At 33.3% G+C, this 16,988-nt stretch carries 18 protein-coding genes and 5 pseudogenes; 19 read left to right on the forward strand and 4 right to left on the reverse strand.

From position 1 onward, the window contains the following. Positions 1–167: 167 nt before the first annotated feature. Positions 168–260, forward strand: a pseudogene (locus SB773_RS17810) (helix-turn-helix domain-containing protein); the annotation flags it as partial. Positions 261–310: 50 nt separating this feature from the next. Here the strand turns inward: SB773_RS17810 and SB773_RS17815 are convergent. Further along, positions 311–448: a hypothetical protein gene (locus tag SB773_RS17815; protein WP_002162343.1), complete on the reverse strand. Its 138-nt coding sequence runs from the start codon at positions 446–448 to the stop codon at positions 311–313. A gap of 789 nt (positions 449–1,237) precedes the next feature. Next, positions 1,238–2,704, reverse strand: a complete 1,467-nt coding sequence (locus SB773_RS17820; RefSeq protein ID WP_410591198.1) for a catalase — start codon at positions 2,702–2,704, stop codon at positions 1,238–1,240. Positions 2,705–3,458: 754 nt separating this feature from the next. On the opposite strand from SB773_RS17820, the gene SB773_RS17825 reads away from it, so the two are divergent. From SB773_RS17825 to SB773_RS17880, 12 genes and pseudogenes are all read left to right on the forward strand, one after another. Next, positions 3,459–3,875, forward strand: a complete 417-nt coding sequence (locus tag SB773_RS17825) for a hypothetical protein (protein ID WP_088031790.1) — start codon at positions 3,459–3,461, stop codon at positions 3,873–3,875. A gap of 490 nt (positions 3,876–4,365) precedes the next feature. Beyond that, positions 4,366–4,521 (forward strand): hypothetical protein, encoded by a 156-nt coding sequence (locus SB773_RS17830; RefSeq protein WP_176280914.1) that lies wholly within the window; start codon positions 4,366–4,368, stop codon positions 4,519–4,521. A 30-nt stretch (positions 4,522–4,551) separates the two neighbouring features. After that, positions 4,552–4,683, forward strand: coding sequence for a hypothetical protein (locus tag SB773_RS17835; RefSeq protein WP_002162339.1), 132 nt, complete (start codon positions 4,552–4,554; stop codon positions 4,681–4,683). Positions 4,684–4,827: 144 nt separating this feature from the next. Continuing rightward, complete coding sequence (locus tag SB773_RS17840; protein ID WP_088031789.1) at positions 4,828–5,109, forward strand: hypothetical protein; 282 nt, start codon at positions 4,828–4,830, stop codon at positions 5,107–5,109. 81 nt (positions 5,110–5,190) lie between these two features. Continuing rightward, positions 5,191–5,289: a hypothetical protein gene (locus tag SB773_RS17845; RefSeq protein ID WP_252188803.1), complete on the forward strand. Its 99-nt coding sequence runs from the start codon at positions 5,191–5,193 to the stop codon at positions 5,287–5,289. Positions 5,290–5,403: 114 nt separating this feature from the next. Next, entirely contained in the window at positions 5,404–5,652 is a 249-nt protein-coding gene (locus SB773_RS17850; protein ID WP_016103622.1) for a hypothetical protein, read from the forward strand. Positions 5,653–5,908: 256 nt separating this feature from the next. Continuing rightward, entirely contained in the window at positions 5,909–6,598 is a 690-nt protein-coding gene (locus tag SB773_RS17855) for a response regulator transcription factor (RefSeq protein WP_116349222.1), read from the forward strand. A gap of 164 nt (positions 6,599–6,762) precedes the next feature. Next, positions 6,763–6,843 (forward strand): annotated as a pseudogene (locus SB773_RS17860) (helix-turn-helix domain-containing protein); the annotation flags it as partial. 7 nt (positions 6,844–6,850) lie between these two features. Next, positions 6,851–8,449 carry a sensor histidine kinase gene (locus SB773_RS17865; protein WP_410591202.1) on the forward strand — a complete coding sequence of 533 codons (1,599 nt, stop codon included), beginning with the start codon at positions 6,851–6,853 and terminating at the stop codon, positions 8,447–8,449. A gap of 2 nt (positions 8,450–8,451) precedes the next feature. Next, on the forward strand, positions 8,452–9,159 hold the full coding sequence (locus SB773_RS17870) for a response regulator (RefSeq protein WP_410591204.1): 708 nt from the start codon (positions 8,452–8,454) through the stop codon (positions 9,157–9,159). Between the two features lie 123 nt (positions 9,160–9,282). Next, a pseudogene (locus SB773_RS17875) lies at positions 9,283–9,483 on the forward strand (malate permease); the annotation flags it as partial. A gap of 176 nt (positions 9,484–9,659) precedes the next feature. Next, positions 9,660–9,971, forward strand: a complete 312-nt coding sequence (locus SB773_RS17880; RefSeq protein ID WP_000637485.1) for a heavy metal-binding domain-containing protein — start codon at positions 9,660–9,662, stop codon at positions 9,969–9,971. A gap of 182 nt (positions 9,972–10,153) precedes the next feature. Here the strand turns inward: SB773_RS17880 and SB773_RS17885 are convergent. Then, positions 10,154–10,861: pseudogene (locus tag SB773_RS17885) on the reverse strand (IS6 family transposase). A 244-nt stretch (positions 10,862–11,105) separates the two neighbouring features. Here SB773_RS17885 and SB773_RS17890 point away from each other — a divergent pair. The 4 genes from SB773_RS17890 to SB773_RS17905 all read left to right on the forward strand — a co-directional run bounded on the left by SB773_RS17890 (position 11,106) and on the right by SB773_RS17905 (position 15,185). Next, positions 11,106–11,618, forward strand: coding sequence for an RNA polymerase sigma factor (locus SB773_RS17890; RefSeq protein WP_002162331.1), 513 nt, complete (start codon positions 11,106–11,108; stop codon positions 11,616–11,618). Next, a complete protein-coding gene (locus tag SB773_RS17895) occupies positions 11,602–12,579 on the forward strand; it encodes an anti sigma factor C-terminal domain-containing protein (RefSeq protein WP_131247089.1) in 978 nt (325 codons plus the stop codon). The genes SB773_RS17890 and SB773_RS17895 overlap by 17 nt, the downstream gene beginning before the upstream one ends. 390 nt (positions 12,580–12,969) lie before the next feature. Next, on the forward strand, positions 12,970–14,298 hold the full coding sequence (locus tag SB773_RS17900; protein ID WP_131247090.1) for a MurT ligase domain-containing protein: 1,329 nt from the start codon (positions 12,970–12,972) through the stop codon (positions 14,296–14,298). 164 nt (positions 14,299–14,462) lie between these two features. Then, positions 14,463–15,185 carry a type 1 glutamine amidotransferase gene (locus SB773_RS17905; protein ID WP_410591208.1) on the forward strand — a complete coding sequence of 241 codons (723 nt, stop codon included), beginning with the start codon at positions 14,463–14,465 and terminating at the stop codon, positions 15,183–15,185. Between the two features lie 68 nt (positions 15,186–15,253). Here SB773_RS17905 and SB773_RS35370 read toward each other — a convergent pair. Continuing rightward, a pseudogene (locus SB773_RS35370) lies at positions 15,254–15,361 on the reverse strand (IS6 family transposase); the annotation flags it as partial. A gap of 185 nt (positions 15,362–15,546) precedes the next feature. Between SB773_RS35370 and SB773_RS17910 the strand changes: the two are divergent. Together SB773_RS17910 and SB773_RS17915 are read left to right on the forward strand one after the other, a co-directional pair. Further along, positions 15,547–15,831 carry an ArsR/SmtB family transcription factor gene (locus tag SB773_RS17910; RefSeq protein ID WP_240381136.1) on the forward strand — a complete coding sequence of 95 codons (285 nt, stop codon included), beginning with the start codon at positions 15,547–15,549 and terminating at the stop codon, positions 15,829–15,831. A 346-nt stretch (positions 15,832–16,177) separates the two neighbouring features. Continuing rightward, positions 16,178–16,885 carry an IS6 family transposase gene (locus SB773_RS17915; protein WP_410591211.1) on the forward strand — a complete coding sequence of 236 codons (708 nt, stop codon included), beginning with the start codon at positions 16,178–16,180 and terminating at the stop codon, positions 16,883–16,885. The last annotated feature ends 103 nt before the right edge of the window (positions 16,886–16,988 follow it).

The following is a 16,988-nucleotide window of genomic DNA, read 5'->3' on the forward strand; positions in this document are numbered from 1 at the left end:
TTTCATTAAAATGGAAGAAATTTATCCAAAGTGGAAAAATAGAGAAATAACAGGGGGGACAATTTATCGTTTCCTGACAGAATACTCCTTCCTCAAGCGTGTGAAGGGCGTAAGCCTACGTTTTTTTGTATACTGTAGATGTCCTATAACAAAGCGAGGTGCAACCTATGTTAGTAAATAAAGCATATAAATTTCGTATCTATCCAAATAAGAAACAAGAAATAGTAATTGCTAAAACGATTGGTTGCAGTCGGTTTGTATAGCCAGAAATCATGAGTATATAACTTTTTTCCCTTCGATTATCTATGCTTTAAAGGTCTAAAGAAAAATCTAAAATCTTCATTTTCTTTTCAAACAAGGGTAATCTCGCCACACCTTCCTCAATTAACTCTTTGATGCAAATTTCTGTTTTTGATCCGTTTTTTACAGTGAAAATCTTCATTGCCATATACATTCTCATTTGTTATCTTTTTGTTACCTTCAAATGAGTCATCTATATGTTAAAATATTTATATTCCTCCTAATCAATTTATCCGATTAGGCGAGCCCTAAAGAGCCCCTATCTCCTTAGGGCTCTTTTCATTAAACCTATCATTCTATCTCATTTCTTTTCTCTATAAAGCAAATAGAACTCTTATGATAAAACTTCGTACGCTTACATACCCACGGATCATCGTCATCCTCAACATCATTGGCCAAGAATATTTCCACTTTCGCAATCTCTTTAAGTTCTTCTAGATATACCCTCCAAAAAATTACTAATCCTAACAAAGGTAATATTGCTGAAAATATCATTAATTTGGTTCTGTTGCAGTTACAATAGCTCTAACTCGAATATGAAATATCCTTAGGCAGTTCTCATATGGGGGCATTTTCAACGTGACATATAATAATTTTATGTACCGAATTTATTAATAAACAAATCAAAGATCTTCACCAAGGGATTCTTTCCTTCTTTTGAATTGGATATGTAACGATAGTTCTATATTCTTGTTTTGATATCAATAGGAGGCGTGTCTATGAAAAATCATAAAAAAGTGAATGGACAGATCCGTCAAACAAATAAAAAATAAAGTATTAATATTCCTACCTATTGTTGAAGGAAGATTAAAAAAGAAGTTGTCTCTAAAAAATCGTTTTTCAACGAATTTTTGAGACAACTTCTTTTCTCATATATTGTATTAGTAAACACATATTGCAAGTTAAATTTGAGAATAAAATAAAATTAAGAATGTTATTATTTTGTAGGATTTCCTACATACGCTGAAATATCAACATTTAATACTTCCGCTAGGCGCATACCATATTCGCGGTCTGCGCGGAAGAAATTGCAAATTGCAAGTAGTTTCGTTTGCTCATTCACATCTTTTAAATCGCTTGTTAAGTTTGCGATTAAATTATCTTGTTCCTCTTTAGAGAATGAACGGTAACGCTCACCAGCTTGCTGGAAGTCGTTTGGTTTATCAATTTTTTCACGAGATACATAGCCTTCAAGTTTCATATTCGAATCACGGTAAGCTGAATCTTCAACAGGATTTTCAGCATGACGACTTGGCTCGTAGTTAATTGTTGATGGGTTTTGATTGATTTGCATTGCACCATCACGTTGTTGATTACGAACAGCTGCGTATGGGCAGTTTACAGGAATTTGTAAATAGTTTGCACCAAGGCGGTAACGCTGTGTATCTGGGTAAGAGAATAAACGACCTTGTAATAGTTTATCTTCAGATGGTTCAATACCAGGTACAGTTGCACTTGGCGTAAATGCCGCTTGCTCTACTTCCGCAAAGAAGTTTTGTGGGTTGCGATTTAAAGTCATTGTCCCTACTTCAATTAATGGGAAGAGATCTTCTGACCATACTTTTGTTGGATCTAGTGGATCGAACTCTAAAGAATCCATTTCATCTAATTGCATAACCTGTACGTGTAGATCCCATTTTGGATAGTTTCCTTTTTCAATCGCTTCGAATAAATCACGAGTCGCATGGTTGAAATCTTTACCTTGCACTTCTTCCACTTCTTTTGCACTTAAATTGCGGACATCTTGCTGTGGTTTCCAATGATATTTAATGTAAACAATTTTCCCTTCCGCATTAATCCATTTAAATGCATGTACGCCGAAACCTTCCATTTCACGATAGTTTGCCGGTGTACCATAATCAGAAAATACCCATGTCAGCATATGTGTAGATTCTGGAGTTAACGTCATGAAATCCCAGTAACGATCTGGTGTTTGAACATTTGTATCAGGTGCTGGCTTTAAAGAATGCACCATGTCAGGGAATTTAATTGCATCACGAATGAAGAAAACAGGTAAATGGTTACCTACGATATCGTAGTTTCCTTCTTCTGTATAAAATTTAACAGCGAACCCACGTGGATCACGAGCTGTTTCTGGAGAACCTTGACCATGAATAACCGTTGAGAAACGAACGAATACAGGTGTTTCAGTTCCTTCATTTTGTAAAAACGCTGCTTTCGTATATTGCTTCATACTGTTTTTTGTTACGAACATACCATGAGCACCTGCACCACGTGCATGTACAACACGCTCTGGAATACGTTCACGATCAAAATGAGCAAGCTTTTCTATTAAATGATAATCTTCTAATAATACTGGTCCACGTTGACCAGCTGTACGAGAATTTTGGTTATCTCCTACAGGAGAACCTTGATTTGTTGTTAAGCGATTATTCGGATTCATAAAGGGGAACCTCCTATTTATATTCAATAATAATTATTTGTTTGTAAATATTATAATTTAATATATATTTAGTTTTATTACTTGTCAATAATTTAAAATCGTTTTTTCATTTTTTTGAGATAGGGTCCGCGAAACAATCCATAAATATATCTTGTATATTTAGCATAGCCAGTCTAAAATACTCTGCAATAAATCCAATTGGACAATAAACAAAAGAGTCATAACCTACTTTATATATAAACCTCTCGTCAAGTCTTGTACATCTGATCAAATCCATGAATCTGGTGTATTCCCTACACTTCGCCAACCAATTAGTAATCTTCTAAACTTGAGCATACTAATCACACATCTTTTCTGGAATTTTAGTTTCCTTATATTTCCGGATGTTAATCCGTAATGAGCATTCGTTCATCATCTGTAGGATTATTTAAAAATCCCTCTTTTGATAAAAAATATGTTCAACTGAGTAATTATTACACATTATGTAGTATATCTATTAAGTTATAATCATTATAAAATGATAATTTATAAAAGTAAATATTTTGTCGAAAAATTTCATTAAAAATCCAATATCAATTCTTTTTTTATAAAAATTATAAAAAAAGAATTGATATTGGATTGAGATTATATTAATATCTTTCGAGGATAGTATGTACTATTCACTAACTAATGAAGGATGTAAAAAAGAAGATATTTATTATAAATATACTTTTAAATAAACTTTGAATATATGGCTGTGTTAGGAGTGATTTGTTTGAAAAATAGATTGAAAGAACTTTATTTATGTTCGTTTGCAATTATTGCAATGGGTTTTTTTGAAATAATTTATGATCATACTGCAGCTGAGCTTACTGAAGGGTTTTATTTGGGGAATTTAAAGATACTTACGGGAGTATTGTTTTTAATTTTTGCTTTAGTTTCTCAAACTAAACATAAAACTAATGGTAAACAGTTAGAAAGAGAACTATCAAAGGAATATGATGAAAGGGTTGATTTAATAGATGGAAAAGCTGCACATATAACCATAAGTATTCTTATGGTTATGATTATTCTTATGATGTTTCTTTCAAAATGGATAATAATCCCAATTAATACTGGGCTATTTCTCATTATGATATGCTGTCTAATTACGAATACATTAGCTAAAAAATATTATAATAGTTTTCTTTAATTAGAAGATTTCTATGAAAAATAGAATAAAAGAGTTACGTTTAAATGAAAAATTCCCTAGCGTACGATATTCGCCTTTAGGTTGGAAAGATATCAATTTCTTAGGAGAATAAAAGTTTGAGGGATTACATTCAACAAGTTTACATTCCTTACGTCCTTTGAATATTAAAGAGCCGATTTACTCTTAACAGGGTAAAATCTGGCTCTTTTCTTGTCTGACTTTTCTTACCGTGGGGTTTTTCTGAAATAAATGTTAATTGCGAGGAGAGGATGTCGGTGTTTGGGAAATGCCGAGATATAGGGAGTTTATTATTAATTCTTTCTTTGCTGATCATAGCTTGTGTATTACAGGCTTTGGGAGAGGATAATGGGGAATGATGGATGCAATTATAGAAATTTGCATAAAATTTATTATGATTTATTGTATAAGCTGTTTTGGTGGTAGTTTGTTATGGAAAATGAAAACAGATTGAAAGGAAAGGAGATTCAATATGAGCCTTTCACCTCAAAAAAAGATGTTGCAGCGGGTTGAAGAAAAGGAAATGCCATACTGTAATGATGATCCATTGGCTATTGCAAAAGGGATTAGAAATGGATTTCTAATGGTAATACCATTTTGGTTAGTTGTATTGTATTTAGTTATATGAAAACTACAAAACTACGAGAGGGTGAAAGAAATGATTGTTTCGAATGGAATTGCTGATATTCAAACGAAAAAGCAGGCACAGGAACTCGCAATAGAAATGACAAAACAAGCGCTTCATGAAGGCGCTGGATTAACGTGGGTGAGAAGAAGGACGGCTTTTTAGAATATATCACTAGCCATTTGGAAAAGGATCATCCTTCTTATCATGCTTTTCAAATCATGTTAGCGTGTAAAGCATCGACGCCTGCTCTTTGTTCTTATCCTTTCTGGATTGTGTATGAGAGCAATAGAGAGGTGAGATAACAAAATGAGTTTAATCATTCCACATTATTTACTTGTAGGCGGATGTTCGAAAGACAAAGTGTTACAGGCACATAAAAAAGCGAAAGAAATATTTAATCCAAAGGGTAAAACGAATAAATTGGTAAGTCAGTTGAGAAACGTTTCCTTTTTTGTACTTTGTGACGGCAGCCATCATAGATGGAAAAATGAAGATGAATATATGAAAGCGAAAACGGCATATATTCGTTACCTTGTAGAGTCTGATATTCAGTTTGTAGAAATGGCAACACAAGAATTGATTTCTTGAAGGTATGCAAAAGACCCCAAAAAGCTAGAACAACATACTTATCATGTAGAAAGAAAAAAACAGCGTATCATTAGTCAGCTGATCGATTGCGGATTTTACAAGGATGGAAGAAGACAACTCTATGAATTAGAGCCTTCAGAACTAGAAAAGCATCTAAAAAAATTAAAAAGGAGCGAGTAATTCTTCATAGTTGATGCAAAGGAAGTGAGACTGTGGCATCTAATAAGTTTGAAAAAGAACTAGAGAAATCCACTAAAGCAGTTGTGAAAGGGATGCGATTGGTATCGGTTACTTATGTATCAGCCGGAAGATGTAGAAGGAAAGAGTCAAAAGGTTCGATTTTATTTAGGCGGACCAGAAGAGAACTTGGAATATCTAGTCAAAGCGTTTCGAAGTGTATATAAAAACGCGGAAATTATAGAACAAACGATGGAAAACATTTCGTTTTTACGTAATAAATTGTTTGGTGGTGCGGTTGGCGGGAGAATGAGATTAAAGGCGAAAAAGTCCTATCACTTACTTAATATAAGACTGATAAACTAGGGATACCGCCCCATGTCCATCAACTTAAGAATCTTTATTATCCCCACGTTATTCTTTCTAAAAAGCTAAATAGAAAGGATGACGTTTTTTACTAGATTCTTAAGTTGATGGACATATATAGTGACTCCTAGGAGTTGATACATATGGAAAACAAGAGCTCATGTATATGCAATTTCAAAAAAATCAAACTACCAGAAGCTTAAATCTTATATCAAACCCATAGCCGATTATCAACAAGAGTAAAGGAGCGGTGAGTATGACAACAATTTTAGTATTAGAAGACGAAATAACGATTCGTAATTTTATTACATTTAATATGAAGCGTGCTGGTTTCAATGTTTTAGAAACCGATACAGGTGAAAAAGCTCTTGAACTTTTAGAAAATCATAATGTTGATATTGTAATACTTGATGTTATGTTACCAGGAATAGATGGTTTTCGGGTATGCCAAAGAATACGAAAAAGCAATGAAAAGATTGGTATTATTATATTAACGGCACGTGTTCAAGAGAAAGATCAGGTACACGGTTTGACAATTGGAGCAGATGATTATATTAAAAAACCATTTAGTATAATTGAATTAGTAGCACGTGTACAATCATTGCTAAGAAGAGTAAGAGAAAATAAAATGGATATGAAATGGATTCATTCGGGACCATTTCAATTAAATCTTCTGCAAGGAGAATTATATAGGGATGAGATAGTAATTGATTTAACTCCAACAGAGCATATTATTTTACGATATTTAATGGAAAATTCCATAAAACCAATTTCACGTGATGAACTCTTAAATAAAATATGGGGTATAAGTTGTGTAGGTAACACAAAAGTAATAGATGTGAATATCAGTCGTCTTCGTCAGAAGATCGAACCTAGTCCTTCTGAGCCTCAGTTTCTCCTTACGGTACGAGGGAAAGGGTACAAATGGAAAGAAGGCAAACGATGAGGCGGAAAATTAGTTTGTACTTTATCGTTTCCTGACAGAATACTCCTTCCTCAAGCGTGTGAAGGGCGTTAGCCCAACGGTAGGTGGGAGATGAATGCCAATAGGCGTAAGCCTACGTTTTTTTGTATACTGTAGATATCCTATAACAAATCGAGGTGCAACCTATGTTAGTAAATAAAGCATATAAATTTCGTATCTACCCAAATAAGAAACAAGAAATAGTAATTGCTAAAATGATTGGTTGCTAGAGAGATGAAAAAAAGGAAAAAACTATTGGATTTATGGAAAACGATTACATTATTAGTGTGTGCAGTTGTAATTTTTTCTTTACTCGTAACAGATATTTTAATTAGTCACAACGTTGAACGAACGACAGAAGAAAGCCAAGCAGAGAAGGCAAAAACAATTGCACGTATTGTAGCAACCTCTTCAGTTGTCATTGAAGGTTTGACAGGAAAGACGGATATATCCGAAATTCAAACGTATACAAACAAATTATTAAAGAACACGGATGTTCAATTTATTGTAGTTATGGATATGGATGGAATACGAAAATCTCATCCAAACCCTCAAAAAATAGGTCATCATTTCGTTGGAGGGGATGAAGGAACTGTATTGAAAGGAAAGGAACGCGTATCGTTGGCAGAAGGAACTTTAGGGATTTCTATGCGAGTATTCGTACCTATTTTTGCTGACACAGGTGAGCAACTTGGTGCGGTCGCTGTTGGCATTTCAGCTGATAATGTGAAAGAGAGAGTGAAAGAAAGTAGACATATCATTTATATCGGTGTTGGTGTTGGAATATTAGTTGGAATTATAGGAGCGATATTGCTAGCTAGACATATAAAGAAAGTTTTATTTGGTCTTGAGCCACATAGGATAGCGAAATTTTTAGAAGAAAGAAATACGATGCTACAATCTGTAAAAGAAGGTATTGTTGCTATAGATACAGAGGCGAGAGTAACTTTAATTAATAATGAGGCAAAACGAATACTTAAGAAAATTGGACTTACAGAAGATTTTATCGGTAAAGATGTTGAATTGTATACGCCGAATTCACGTATAAAAGAAGTGTTGCAAACAGGAGAGGTACAATTAAACGAAGAACAAAATATTTATGGGATTACGATTGTTACAAACCGTGTTCCTTTATACGTAAAAGGAGAAATAGTTGGCGTGATTGCAACATTTCGTGATAAAACAGAGATTAGAAAATTAGCAGAGGAACTAACCGGTATCAGGCTATATGCGGAAGCATTACGGGCACAGTCCCATGAATTTATGAATAAAATGCATGTTGTATTAGGACTTACACATATGAAACAGTATGAAGAATTGCAGAAATATGTAAGTAGTATGGTGTCAGAGCATCAATATGAAATTGGTGGGGTTATGAAAAGAATTAAAAGTCCGGTATTTGCTGGTTTTTTACTAGGTAAGCTTAGTTATGCTAGAGAGAAAAATATAACGTTAATTATAAGTGAAGGTTCGGACTTACCAGACATATATGATGAGAGGATCATTCATGAACTTATTACGATTGTCGGAAATTTGATTAATAATGCATTAGACGCAGTGATGAATTGTGAAAAGAAGCAGGTTGAAGTTGGAATACAATATGGGGATACATTAATCATTACAGTACAAGATACAGGGAAAGGCATACAAGAAAATGAAATTGATGCATTATTTATAAAAGGTTATTCCACAAAGGGTGATAATCGGGGGTATGGTTTGCATCTTGTAAAGGAAAGCATACAGCGAATAAATGGCGAAATTCATATTCATTCATTGGTAGGAGAGGGAACAACGATAACAATTGAAATACCTAATAGTAGGGATGAGAGATAAAGATGATTAAAGTTTTAATTGTAGAAGATGATCCGATGGTAGCGATGTTAAATACGCATTACTTAGAGCAAGTGGGAGGGTTTGAACTTATTCATGCAGCTAAATCAGTAAAAGGGGCGATAGAAGTATTAGAGAGATCACGAGTAGATTTAGTATTACTTGATATTTTTATGCCTGAAGAGACTGGATTTGAGCTTTTAATGTATATTCGCAATCAAGAGAAAGAAATTGATATTATGATGATTTCAGCTGTACATGATATGGGAAGTATCAAAAAAGCATTACAATATGGCGTAGTAGATTATTTAATTAAACCATTTACATTTGAACGCTTTAAAGAGGCTTTAACGGTATATCGAGAAAAACTTACTTTCATGAAAGAACAACAAGAAATTAGTCAATCGGAACTAGATTCACTAATTTTACAAAAAGAAAAAAGAGAGTCCCTTGTTACTAAAGAACTTCCAAAAGGATTAACAAAGCAAACGTTGCAACTCATTTGGCAGAAAATCGAATCGCTTCATGGACAAGCATTTACAACAGATGAAATGGCGCAATTAGTAGGGGTTTCGAGAGTTTCTATTCGAAAGTATGTAATGTTTTTGACTGAAATCGGAGTATTAGAGAATGAAATGATGTATCAACATGTGGGAAGACCTGTGAGTAAATTGAGATGTATTGACCAAAATAAAATAGGTTTTTACGTATAAGCGACTTATTATAAGTCGCTTATATTTTTTTTAAATTACAAAAGTAGTTATAAAACTTACAAATACTATTTTTACTATTGAAAGCAGTTTAATATTGTTATTAAGAAAACAAGGGTGGGCCATCTGGGAATTCAAAAGAATGTGGAAGCGGTATCGTTTTCTGATGGGAATGAATTGAAAAGTGAATCTTTCGCTTCTAAAATTATGAAAGTTAAAATCGATGTTATACCTTTACCGTTATATGTAGTATTGGCTGCTATTATTTATGGATCATCTGTATATAATAAATTGCCAGTAGATATGATCGGTGGATTTGCAGTTATTGGGTAAAGAAACCTAACAAGAAACAAAGGTTTTTGTAGATAGCTTGTTTTCTTTCATCCTTACAGAACTGTCATCTTTAAGTAAGGTTATTAGATAGTTTATTTAGCTTTTAAAAGTAATAATAAGATTATAAGAAACAACAATAAATTTTTAAAGATTATAGGAGTGTGTTAATAATGATCGTGACAACAACTAATACTATTCAGGGTAAAGAAATTATTGAGTATATAGACATCGTAAACGGTGAAGCGATTATGGGTGCAAATATCGTACGCGATATCTTCGCTTCTGTTCGTGACGTTGTAGGTGGCCGTTCTGGTGCATATGAAAGTAAATTAAAAGAAGCTCGTGACATTGCGATGGAAGAAATGAAACAACTTGCAACGCAAAAAGGAGCAAATGCAATTGTTGGTATCGATGTAGACTACGAAGTGGTTCGCGACGGAATGTTAATGGTTGCGATAAGCGGTACAGCTGTACGTGTGTAAATAGATAGAAAAGTAGAACCTAATTGGTGAACTGCACCTCCAATTGTTGGACATAACTAACAATTGGAGGTGCAGTTTTTTATGGCCAAATATTCTTTGAAAACGAAATTAGGTGCATAGAGGTTCTGGTGCAAAAAGATGATAAATAAAAAAGAATCAAGGATTCCTAACGAAATCAACTGTTAAGCAGTTAATCCAAACAGCTGGTTGATAAAAACATTCTGATTTTGGACAGACTGATCCCGTAAATCAATTTATTCTTTTTTGACTATATGCATCGCTTCTACACTACTTAATATAGAGGCTGATGTTTTGTATGGTTTAAATCCCAACATAGAGCGTATACGTTTTTTAATAAAACGATGATCTTGTTCTACTATGTTATTTAAATATTTTATCCTTCGGATTTTGGTGCCTATTGGTATCCTTTTTTCTTTCTTCAACTGTTTGATAGCGATTGGATAAGCAGGGTTCTTATCAACCGTGATGATACGAGGTTTTGAGACGTGAAAAGACCGCAAAGCTTTCTTGAAGAATCGCTTTGCATCCTTATGATTTCTAGATTTACTCAAATAAAAGTCAATCGTGTTTCCTTCAGAATCAACGGCACGATATAAATACATTCATTGTCCTTTTACTTTTATATATGTTTCGTCCACTCTTCATGTGTTATTCGTTTTTTTGAGATGATATCGAATTCGTTTATCAAACTCCGGCCCATATTGATGTACCCATCGCATAATAGTTGTATGAGCCAGGGATAACCCTCGTTCCTCCATCATCTCTACCAAATCACGAAAGCTTAAGTTGTACCGTAGGTACCAACGTACAGTTAACAAGATGATGTCTGGTTGATAATGTTTCCACTTAAATATATTCTCCTTTTCCATACTAATCACACACATTTTATAGAGTAGTACTATCAGTATGCCCAAGTTTGATAGACCATTTTCATATACTTCAAAGTTTTTGTACCAGAACCACTTTTTTAAGCGTTCACTATTCGGGGTTCGGTTCAAAGATATGAGGGAGCTTTTCGCGGTTTAATTAACAATTAAAATTATGTAAAAAAATTTGATTAACCTGTCAACCAAATTGAAAGTTAATCGTTATAAATATAGTAGGAGGGAAAAGATGCGAGATGATGTTTTTCAAAAACGATTAAAGCAGTACCTAGCTTTTATTTTTAACTATTTATTAAAACTTGGAATATCTAGAGAGGATGCAGAAGATATTGTACAAGAAACAGCTTTAAAATATATTCAAAACTTAGAAGGTATTCCCGCTGAAAAAGTAAAAAGTTGGCTGTTTAGAGTAGCTATAAACAGAAGTTATGATATTTTGAGAAGGGAAAAAAGAAAAGATAAGTTTTTAATTGAATTATGTATCTTAGAAAATCTTGAACCTGATTTACCTGAGGATTGTCTATTACAGGAAGAACAGAGTGGTGAAATACAAAAAACATTAGATTTGCTTCCTAAAAGGTATAGAGAATTTTTAATTCTAAAATATGTAGTAGGATTACGGTATGAAGATATATCCATTTTATTTGAAGTTACTACTGGAACTGTTAAAACAACGGTATTTCGAGCTAAACAACATTTTATTAATATATATAGGAGGGAACAAAATGAACATAAAGAATGATGAGAATCAATCTGAACTTTTTTTAGATGATAAGGAATTCGAAAAAACAATGCATAAAGGTAGAAGAAAAGCGATTATAAAAAATGTAGTTATTACGGGAAGTGTACTAATTGCATTATATAGTGGACTGACTATAGGGAACAATTATTGGTTATCTGAGCGTCTGACAAAGGAAGAGAATGCTACAGGAGTATGGTTATCTATTACTGAACCTAATATTGAGCAAAATGCATCATTTTATAATTGGAATTCTTTTTCCGTTGACGCAACTCACACGTATTCGAAAAAAATAGGAGAGCGTATCATACCTTGGGAATCGTCAACAGGACATTATAATCTTATTCGTTCAGAAAAAGGACCTTCTAATTGGATAAATCATTATAACGAAAAAAGAAAAGGCTGGGAAATGTATAACAGTCAGAATGGACAAAGAGAGCTTATATTTTATCATCCGAAAGTTCAATATAAGCAAGTTCCTAATGATTTGAATTTACTTGATGACATAGGATCAAATAAATATGTTGAATATGCGCTATCTTTTGATCGTCCGTATTCAATTAGTGAGGTTCAAAAACTTTTAGATAAACAAAATACAGAATGGCTTTGGATAGACACAGAATCAGATGAAGAGATACATAGTATCAATCAGCAGGAGCTTAAAGAAGAAGGAGGATCTTTTAATCGTGGAAATATATATGGTTATCCGTATAATTCACAAAACGACTGGCAATCTCCTGAATTTTTTATAGATACATTAAAATCCCCGGAGTTTTATGGAGAATATGCTGATAAAGCAAAAGAAATATTAACAAAATTAAAAAAGGATAATCCTACATTAAACCCAGAAAAGGTGAAGATTGTTGGAGCAGTAGTAACTGGTACTCCTGATGAATTAAAGAAATATCAAAATAAAGAATTTATTAAATCTTCTTCTCTCGGGGCCACAATAGACAAATATTAATGATTAGGTTTGTATTTCGGAAGTAGAATGAAAGGTTCTGGTGCGAGAACTATAATACATTGTAAAAAAGGATAGGAGGTTCCTAATGGCATCTTCTGTTAAACAGTTAACGAGAGTAGTTTCTTGATGAAGATATTCTGATTTTGGACAGACCGACTCTGTAAATCAACTTGTTCTTTTTTGATAGATCATTTTCGTTTAGTTTGAAGTTTTTGCACCAGAACCCAAGATTATATGATATAGGAACTGCTCTACTAGAGAACAGGAACTTTGGTTCACTTGAGATATAAAAGAAACTTATAACACTGGAAATTTCATAGAACGTTTTAATAATTTTAATAGTGTCTTTTTAAATAATTAGAAGGAGACAAGTAAGGAAGGTGATTAATATTGTTATTTTATATAGGATTAATAGTTGGAAAGTTAGCGGGATATAGTAGTAAAAAATTGGGTTTTAATGGATCTAACATTCCAGGGAAAATTCTGAATTACTTATATAAAAATGCATTACAAAAATTAGCGACACAGGTGGAAACCGTGGTTTTGATTACCGGTACAAATGGAAAAACAACAACTTGTAATTTAGTTTCTTCCATTTTTAAATCCAATAAAAGTGAATATATCAGTAATATAGAAGGATCTAACTTATTAGAGGGAATCACTTCTGCTTTTATAAAAAAAAGCAATATACGCGGGAAAATACAAGGTGTGAAAGTAGCAGTTCTCGAAGTCGATGAATTGACAATGACCGAAGTTCTGAAACAAATACAGCCTCAATTGATCGTTGTAACAAATATCTTTCGAGATCAGCTGGATCGTTATGGAGAAATCAATACGCTGATTTCAAAAGTACAAACCGCTATTCATTCTAGCGATGCTCACTTGCTATTAAATGGTGATGATCCATATAGTAGACATTTTACTAAAGAAAAGAATAAAACCATGTATTTTGGTTTAAAGAAAAATGTAGGGGATTTTCATAAAAGTAATATTAGAGATTCCGTCTATTGTTGTTGTGGCCGTCTATTGAAATATATATACACTCACTATGGACACCTTGGTAAATATTATTGTTCATGCTCCATGAGTAGTCCCGTATTAGATTTGGAGGTTACTTCAATTCAATCACAAAACAACCTAACGATTACTGTACAAAATCAATCCTATACTTCCAATTTGAAGGGTGAATACAATGCATATAATATGCTAACGGCTATAAAAATTGGAGAATTTTTAGGTTTTAGTTATGAACAAATTCACAAAGGATTAAGAGAATATCACCCTAGCAATGGACGTATGCAACAGTTTCTCATTGCGCAAAATATATACCATCTAAACTTAGCTAAAAATCCACAAGGGATGAACTGTACGGTAGATTATTGCATACAAAATAAAGACATAACACAATATGTTTTTATTTTAAATGACTTGCTTGCTGATGGGAAAGATATCTCTTGGATTTGGGATGTAGATTATGAACTATTAGCAAACTCCAATGTAAACCATATAATTTGTGCAGGAACACGTGCCTATGACCTTGCAGTGCGTTTAAAATATGCGGGGGTTTCTGTGAATAGGATAAAAGTTATCCCAAATATTTCTGCTGCCATAGAGAATAGCATTGAGGCAGGGAATGAAACATCCGTAATTAGTAATTACACAGGCTTAAATACTGCCCGGCAATTTTTAAGCACGAAAGGAACGCTGTCCCCTTCATAAATAAGATGGTATCTATATACGTTTAGTTTAATAACTTAATTGAGCGTATATAGATTGTAAATACACAGAATAGAGAGTTGACACTAAAAATAACGATATAAATTGGGTGCTTCTCTTAGAATTTATAATAAGTCCCGATTACGTTTTAAACATCTGGAGGTACTATGAAAAAATTGATTATTTATCATTACTTTCCCAATACGCTTAATTTATATGGCGATCGTGGGAATGTAACCATTCTACAAAAGCAATTAGAATGGAGAGGAATAGAAGCAGATATTCATTATGTGGATCAAGTAAAAGATTATCCTGTATCTCAGGCTGATCTAATCTTTATTGGGGGAGGGAGTGACAGTGAACAACAAATAGTTCAAGAACAATTGCTTTCAATCCGAAAAGAATTGAAAGCAGGAATAGAGGATGGTTTAGCAGCACTTTGTATTTGTGGAGGATATCAACTATTAGGAGATTATTATGAAACTGCAAACAGTGATATCATACAAGGCCTAGGAATATTACCATTTTATACATCATGTAAGGACATGGGTTCAGTGGGTCGATTAGTAGGGAATGTAAGAGTACAATCTGAAAAATTCGGAAGAATAGTGGGTTTTGAAAATCATAGTGGCCAAACATTCCATTCTTTTGATTTTCTCGGTCAAGTTCTACAGGGATATGGGAATAATGTAACAGAAAAAAAGGAAGGACTTCTGTACAAAAATCTGATAGGTACGTATTTACATGGGCCATTTTTAAGTAGTAATATTCATGTATCAGACTGGTTAATATTGCAAGCACTAAATAGAAAATATGGACTTACAGAATTAGAGACATTAGAATGTACTTTGGAAAAGACAGCATCCGATTTCTCATGGGATAAGAGGTAAGGTTCGGTTTGAGTGCAAATATAATCGAATTTGAAAAGAGAGCGACAGATGCTGTTAGGAATCCACTGTTATGCAATGAGACCGAAGAGCGTATTGATAAGTTGTATGTGATTTCGAACAGACTTCTCCCCTTGAAGAGTTTGTCCCTTCTTGATCATATGCATAGTTTCAATATCAGAAAACGTTGTTGATGCGGTTTGGAAAGGCTGAAATCCAAGGGCTCTGTTGCAAAGTTTAAAAAATATAAATTAAATCGGAAAAATGCTGCAGCATAATCTCTGTAAAAGCAGGAAAATAAAATTTCACTTACCAAAATTTTAATAGAGTTTAATTAAAACTAATTAACAAGGGGATGTAGACCGTGACTAATTATGTAGAAAATGCAGAAGTTTTAAAAACATTAGCTCATCCAATGCGTATTACAATTTTGAAAGAATTAATTACAAGAGGAACATGTAATGTAAATCAACTTGTAGATATTCTGGGTATCCCTCAATCTACTGTTTCCCAACATTTATCGAAAATGAAATCTCAAAAATTAATTATGAATGTTAGAAGAGGATTAGAAGTTTACTATAGTGCTCCTAATAAACAAGTAAATGCAATTGTGGAATTATTACTAGATAATAATTCTGTTAATTACTAGTTGAATCTACGATACGTTGGAACTTAGATTCGTTCGAGGATGTGGTTGTAGTATACGGGGTAAAATAATAAAGTTTTTCCCCGTACACTATTATGAAACTGAAAATGAAAGGGATGCTACTACCTTTCATTTTCTCAGTCTGATAATATGCCGGCTGAAGCAACAGGAAACAAATATGCAGTACTATATAAGAATAAATTTAAAGGTATTGTTTCGAAATTTGAACTTGGATGGGTATTTGTTGAGGAATTTAATCATTTTACAAAACTAAATTTGGTTCTGGTGCAAAAAATCTATAAAACTTGGACATACTGATACTATTACTCTAAAAAGGTTCGTGATTGGTATGGAAAAGAATAATTTGTTCAAATGGAAACACTATCAGCCTGATATTATCTTATTAACGGTAAGATGGTACCTACGGTACAATCTTAGTTTTCGTAATTTAGTGGAAATGATGGAGGAATGGAGTTTGTCCATTTCTCATACAACGATTATGCGTTGGGTTCATCAGTATGGTCCTGAATTGGATAAACGAATCCGACGTTACCTCAAACAAACAAATGACTCTTGGAGGGTCGATGAAACATATATCAAAGTAAAAGGTCAATGGATGTACTTGTATCATGCTGTTGATTCGAAAGGAAGCACAATCGATTTTTCCCTAAGCAAAACAAGAAATCAGAAGGCTGCAAAGCGCTTTTTCAAGAAAGCTTTGCGGTCTTTTCATGTTTCAAAGCCTCGTGTTATAACGGTCGACAAGAATCCAACTTATCCTATAGCAATTGAACAGTTGAAAAAAGAAAAAAGCATACCTAATGGTATGCGACTTAGACAACAAAAGTACTTGAATAACATAGTAGAACAAGATCATCGCTTTATAAAGAAACGAATCCGTTCTATGCTAGGGTTCAAATGCTTTGACACAGCTACATCCATTCTTTCTGGAGTAGAGGCTATGCATATGATTAAAAAAGAACAGATTGATTTACGGGACCAGTCTGTCCAAAACCAGAAAGAATTCATCCATCAATTGTTTGAATTTGTAGCATAAAATACAATTCTGTTAGGAATATATGCGTTTTACTGGTTTTCATTTTATCTTTGCACCAGAGCCTGACGTTTACTTATGTTTCTATAAATGAATCTGTTGGTTG

Origin of the sequence: Bacillus sp. SIMBA_074, from assembly GCF_046534555.1 — a bacterium.
GTDB classification, from domain to species: domain Bacteria; phylum Bacillota; class Bacilli; order Bacillales; family Bacillaceae_G; genus Bacillus_A; species Bacillus_A mycoides.

What these genes read in the sequence shown, in the direction of transcription:
- SB773_RS17870 (WP_410591204.1), top strand. Translation starts at nt 8,452, where the DNA reads ATGATTAAAGTTTTAATTGTAGAAGATGATCCGATGGTAGCGATGTTA.
- SB773_RS17835 (WP_002162339.1), top strand. Translation starts at nt 4,552, where the DNA reads ATGATTGTTTCGAATGGAATTGCTGATATTCAAACGAAAAAGCAGGCA.
- SB773_RS17815 (WP_002162343.1), bottom strand. Translation starts at nt 448, where the DNA reads ATGGCAATGAAGATTTTCACTGTAAAAAACGGATCAAAAACAGAAATT.
- SB773_RS17915 (WP_410591211.1), top strand. Translation starts at nt 16,178, where the DNA reads ATGGAAAAGAATAATTTGTTCAAATGGAAACACTATCAGCCTGATATT.
- SB773_RS17820 (WP_410591198.1), bottom strand. Translation starts at nt 2,704, where the DNA reads ATGAATCCGAATAATCGCTTAACAACAAATCAAGGTTCTCCTGTAGGA.
- SB773_RS17880 (WP_000637485.1), top strand. Translation starts at nt 9,660, where the DNA reads ATGATCGTGACAACAACTAATACTATTCAGGGTAAAGAAATTATTGAG.
- SB773_RS17905 (WP_410591208.1), top strand. Translation starts at nt 14,463, where the DNA reads ATGAAAAAATTGATTATTTATCATTACTTTCCCAATACGCTTAATTTA.
- SB773_RS17855 (WP_116349222.1), top strand. Translation starts at nt 5,909, where the DNA reads ATGACAACAATTTTAGTATTAGAAGACGAAATAACGATTCGTAATTTT.
- SB773_RS17895 (WP_131247089.1), top strand. Translation starts at nt 11,602, where the DNA reads ATGAACATAAAGAATGATGAGAATCAATCTGAACTTTTTTTAGATGAT.
- SB773_RS17865 (WP_410591202.1), top strand. Translation starts at nt 6,851, where the DNA reads ATGAAAAAAAGGAAAAAACTATTGGATTTATGGAAAACGATTACATTA.
- SB773_RS17830 (WP_176280914.1), top strand. Translation starts at nt 4,366, where the DNA reads ATGAGCCTTTCACCTCAAAAAAAGATGTTGCAGCGGGTTGAAGAAAAG.
- SB773_RS17840 (WP_088031789.1), top strand. Translation starts at nt 4,828, where the DNA reads ATGAGTTTAATCATTCCACATTATTTACTTGTAGGCGGATGTTCGAAA.
- SB773_RS17850 (WP_016103622.1), top strand. Translation starts at nt 5,404, where the DNA reads ATGTATCAGCCGGAAGATGTAGAAGGAAAGAGTCAAAAGGTTCGATTT.
- SB773_RS17890 (WP_002162331.1), top strand. Translation starts at nt 11,106, where the DNA reads ATGCGAGATGATGTTTTTCAAAAACGATTAAAGCAGTACCTAGCTTTT.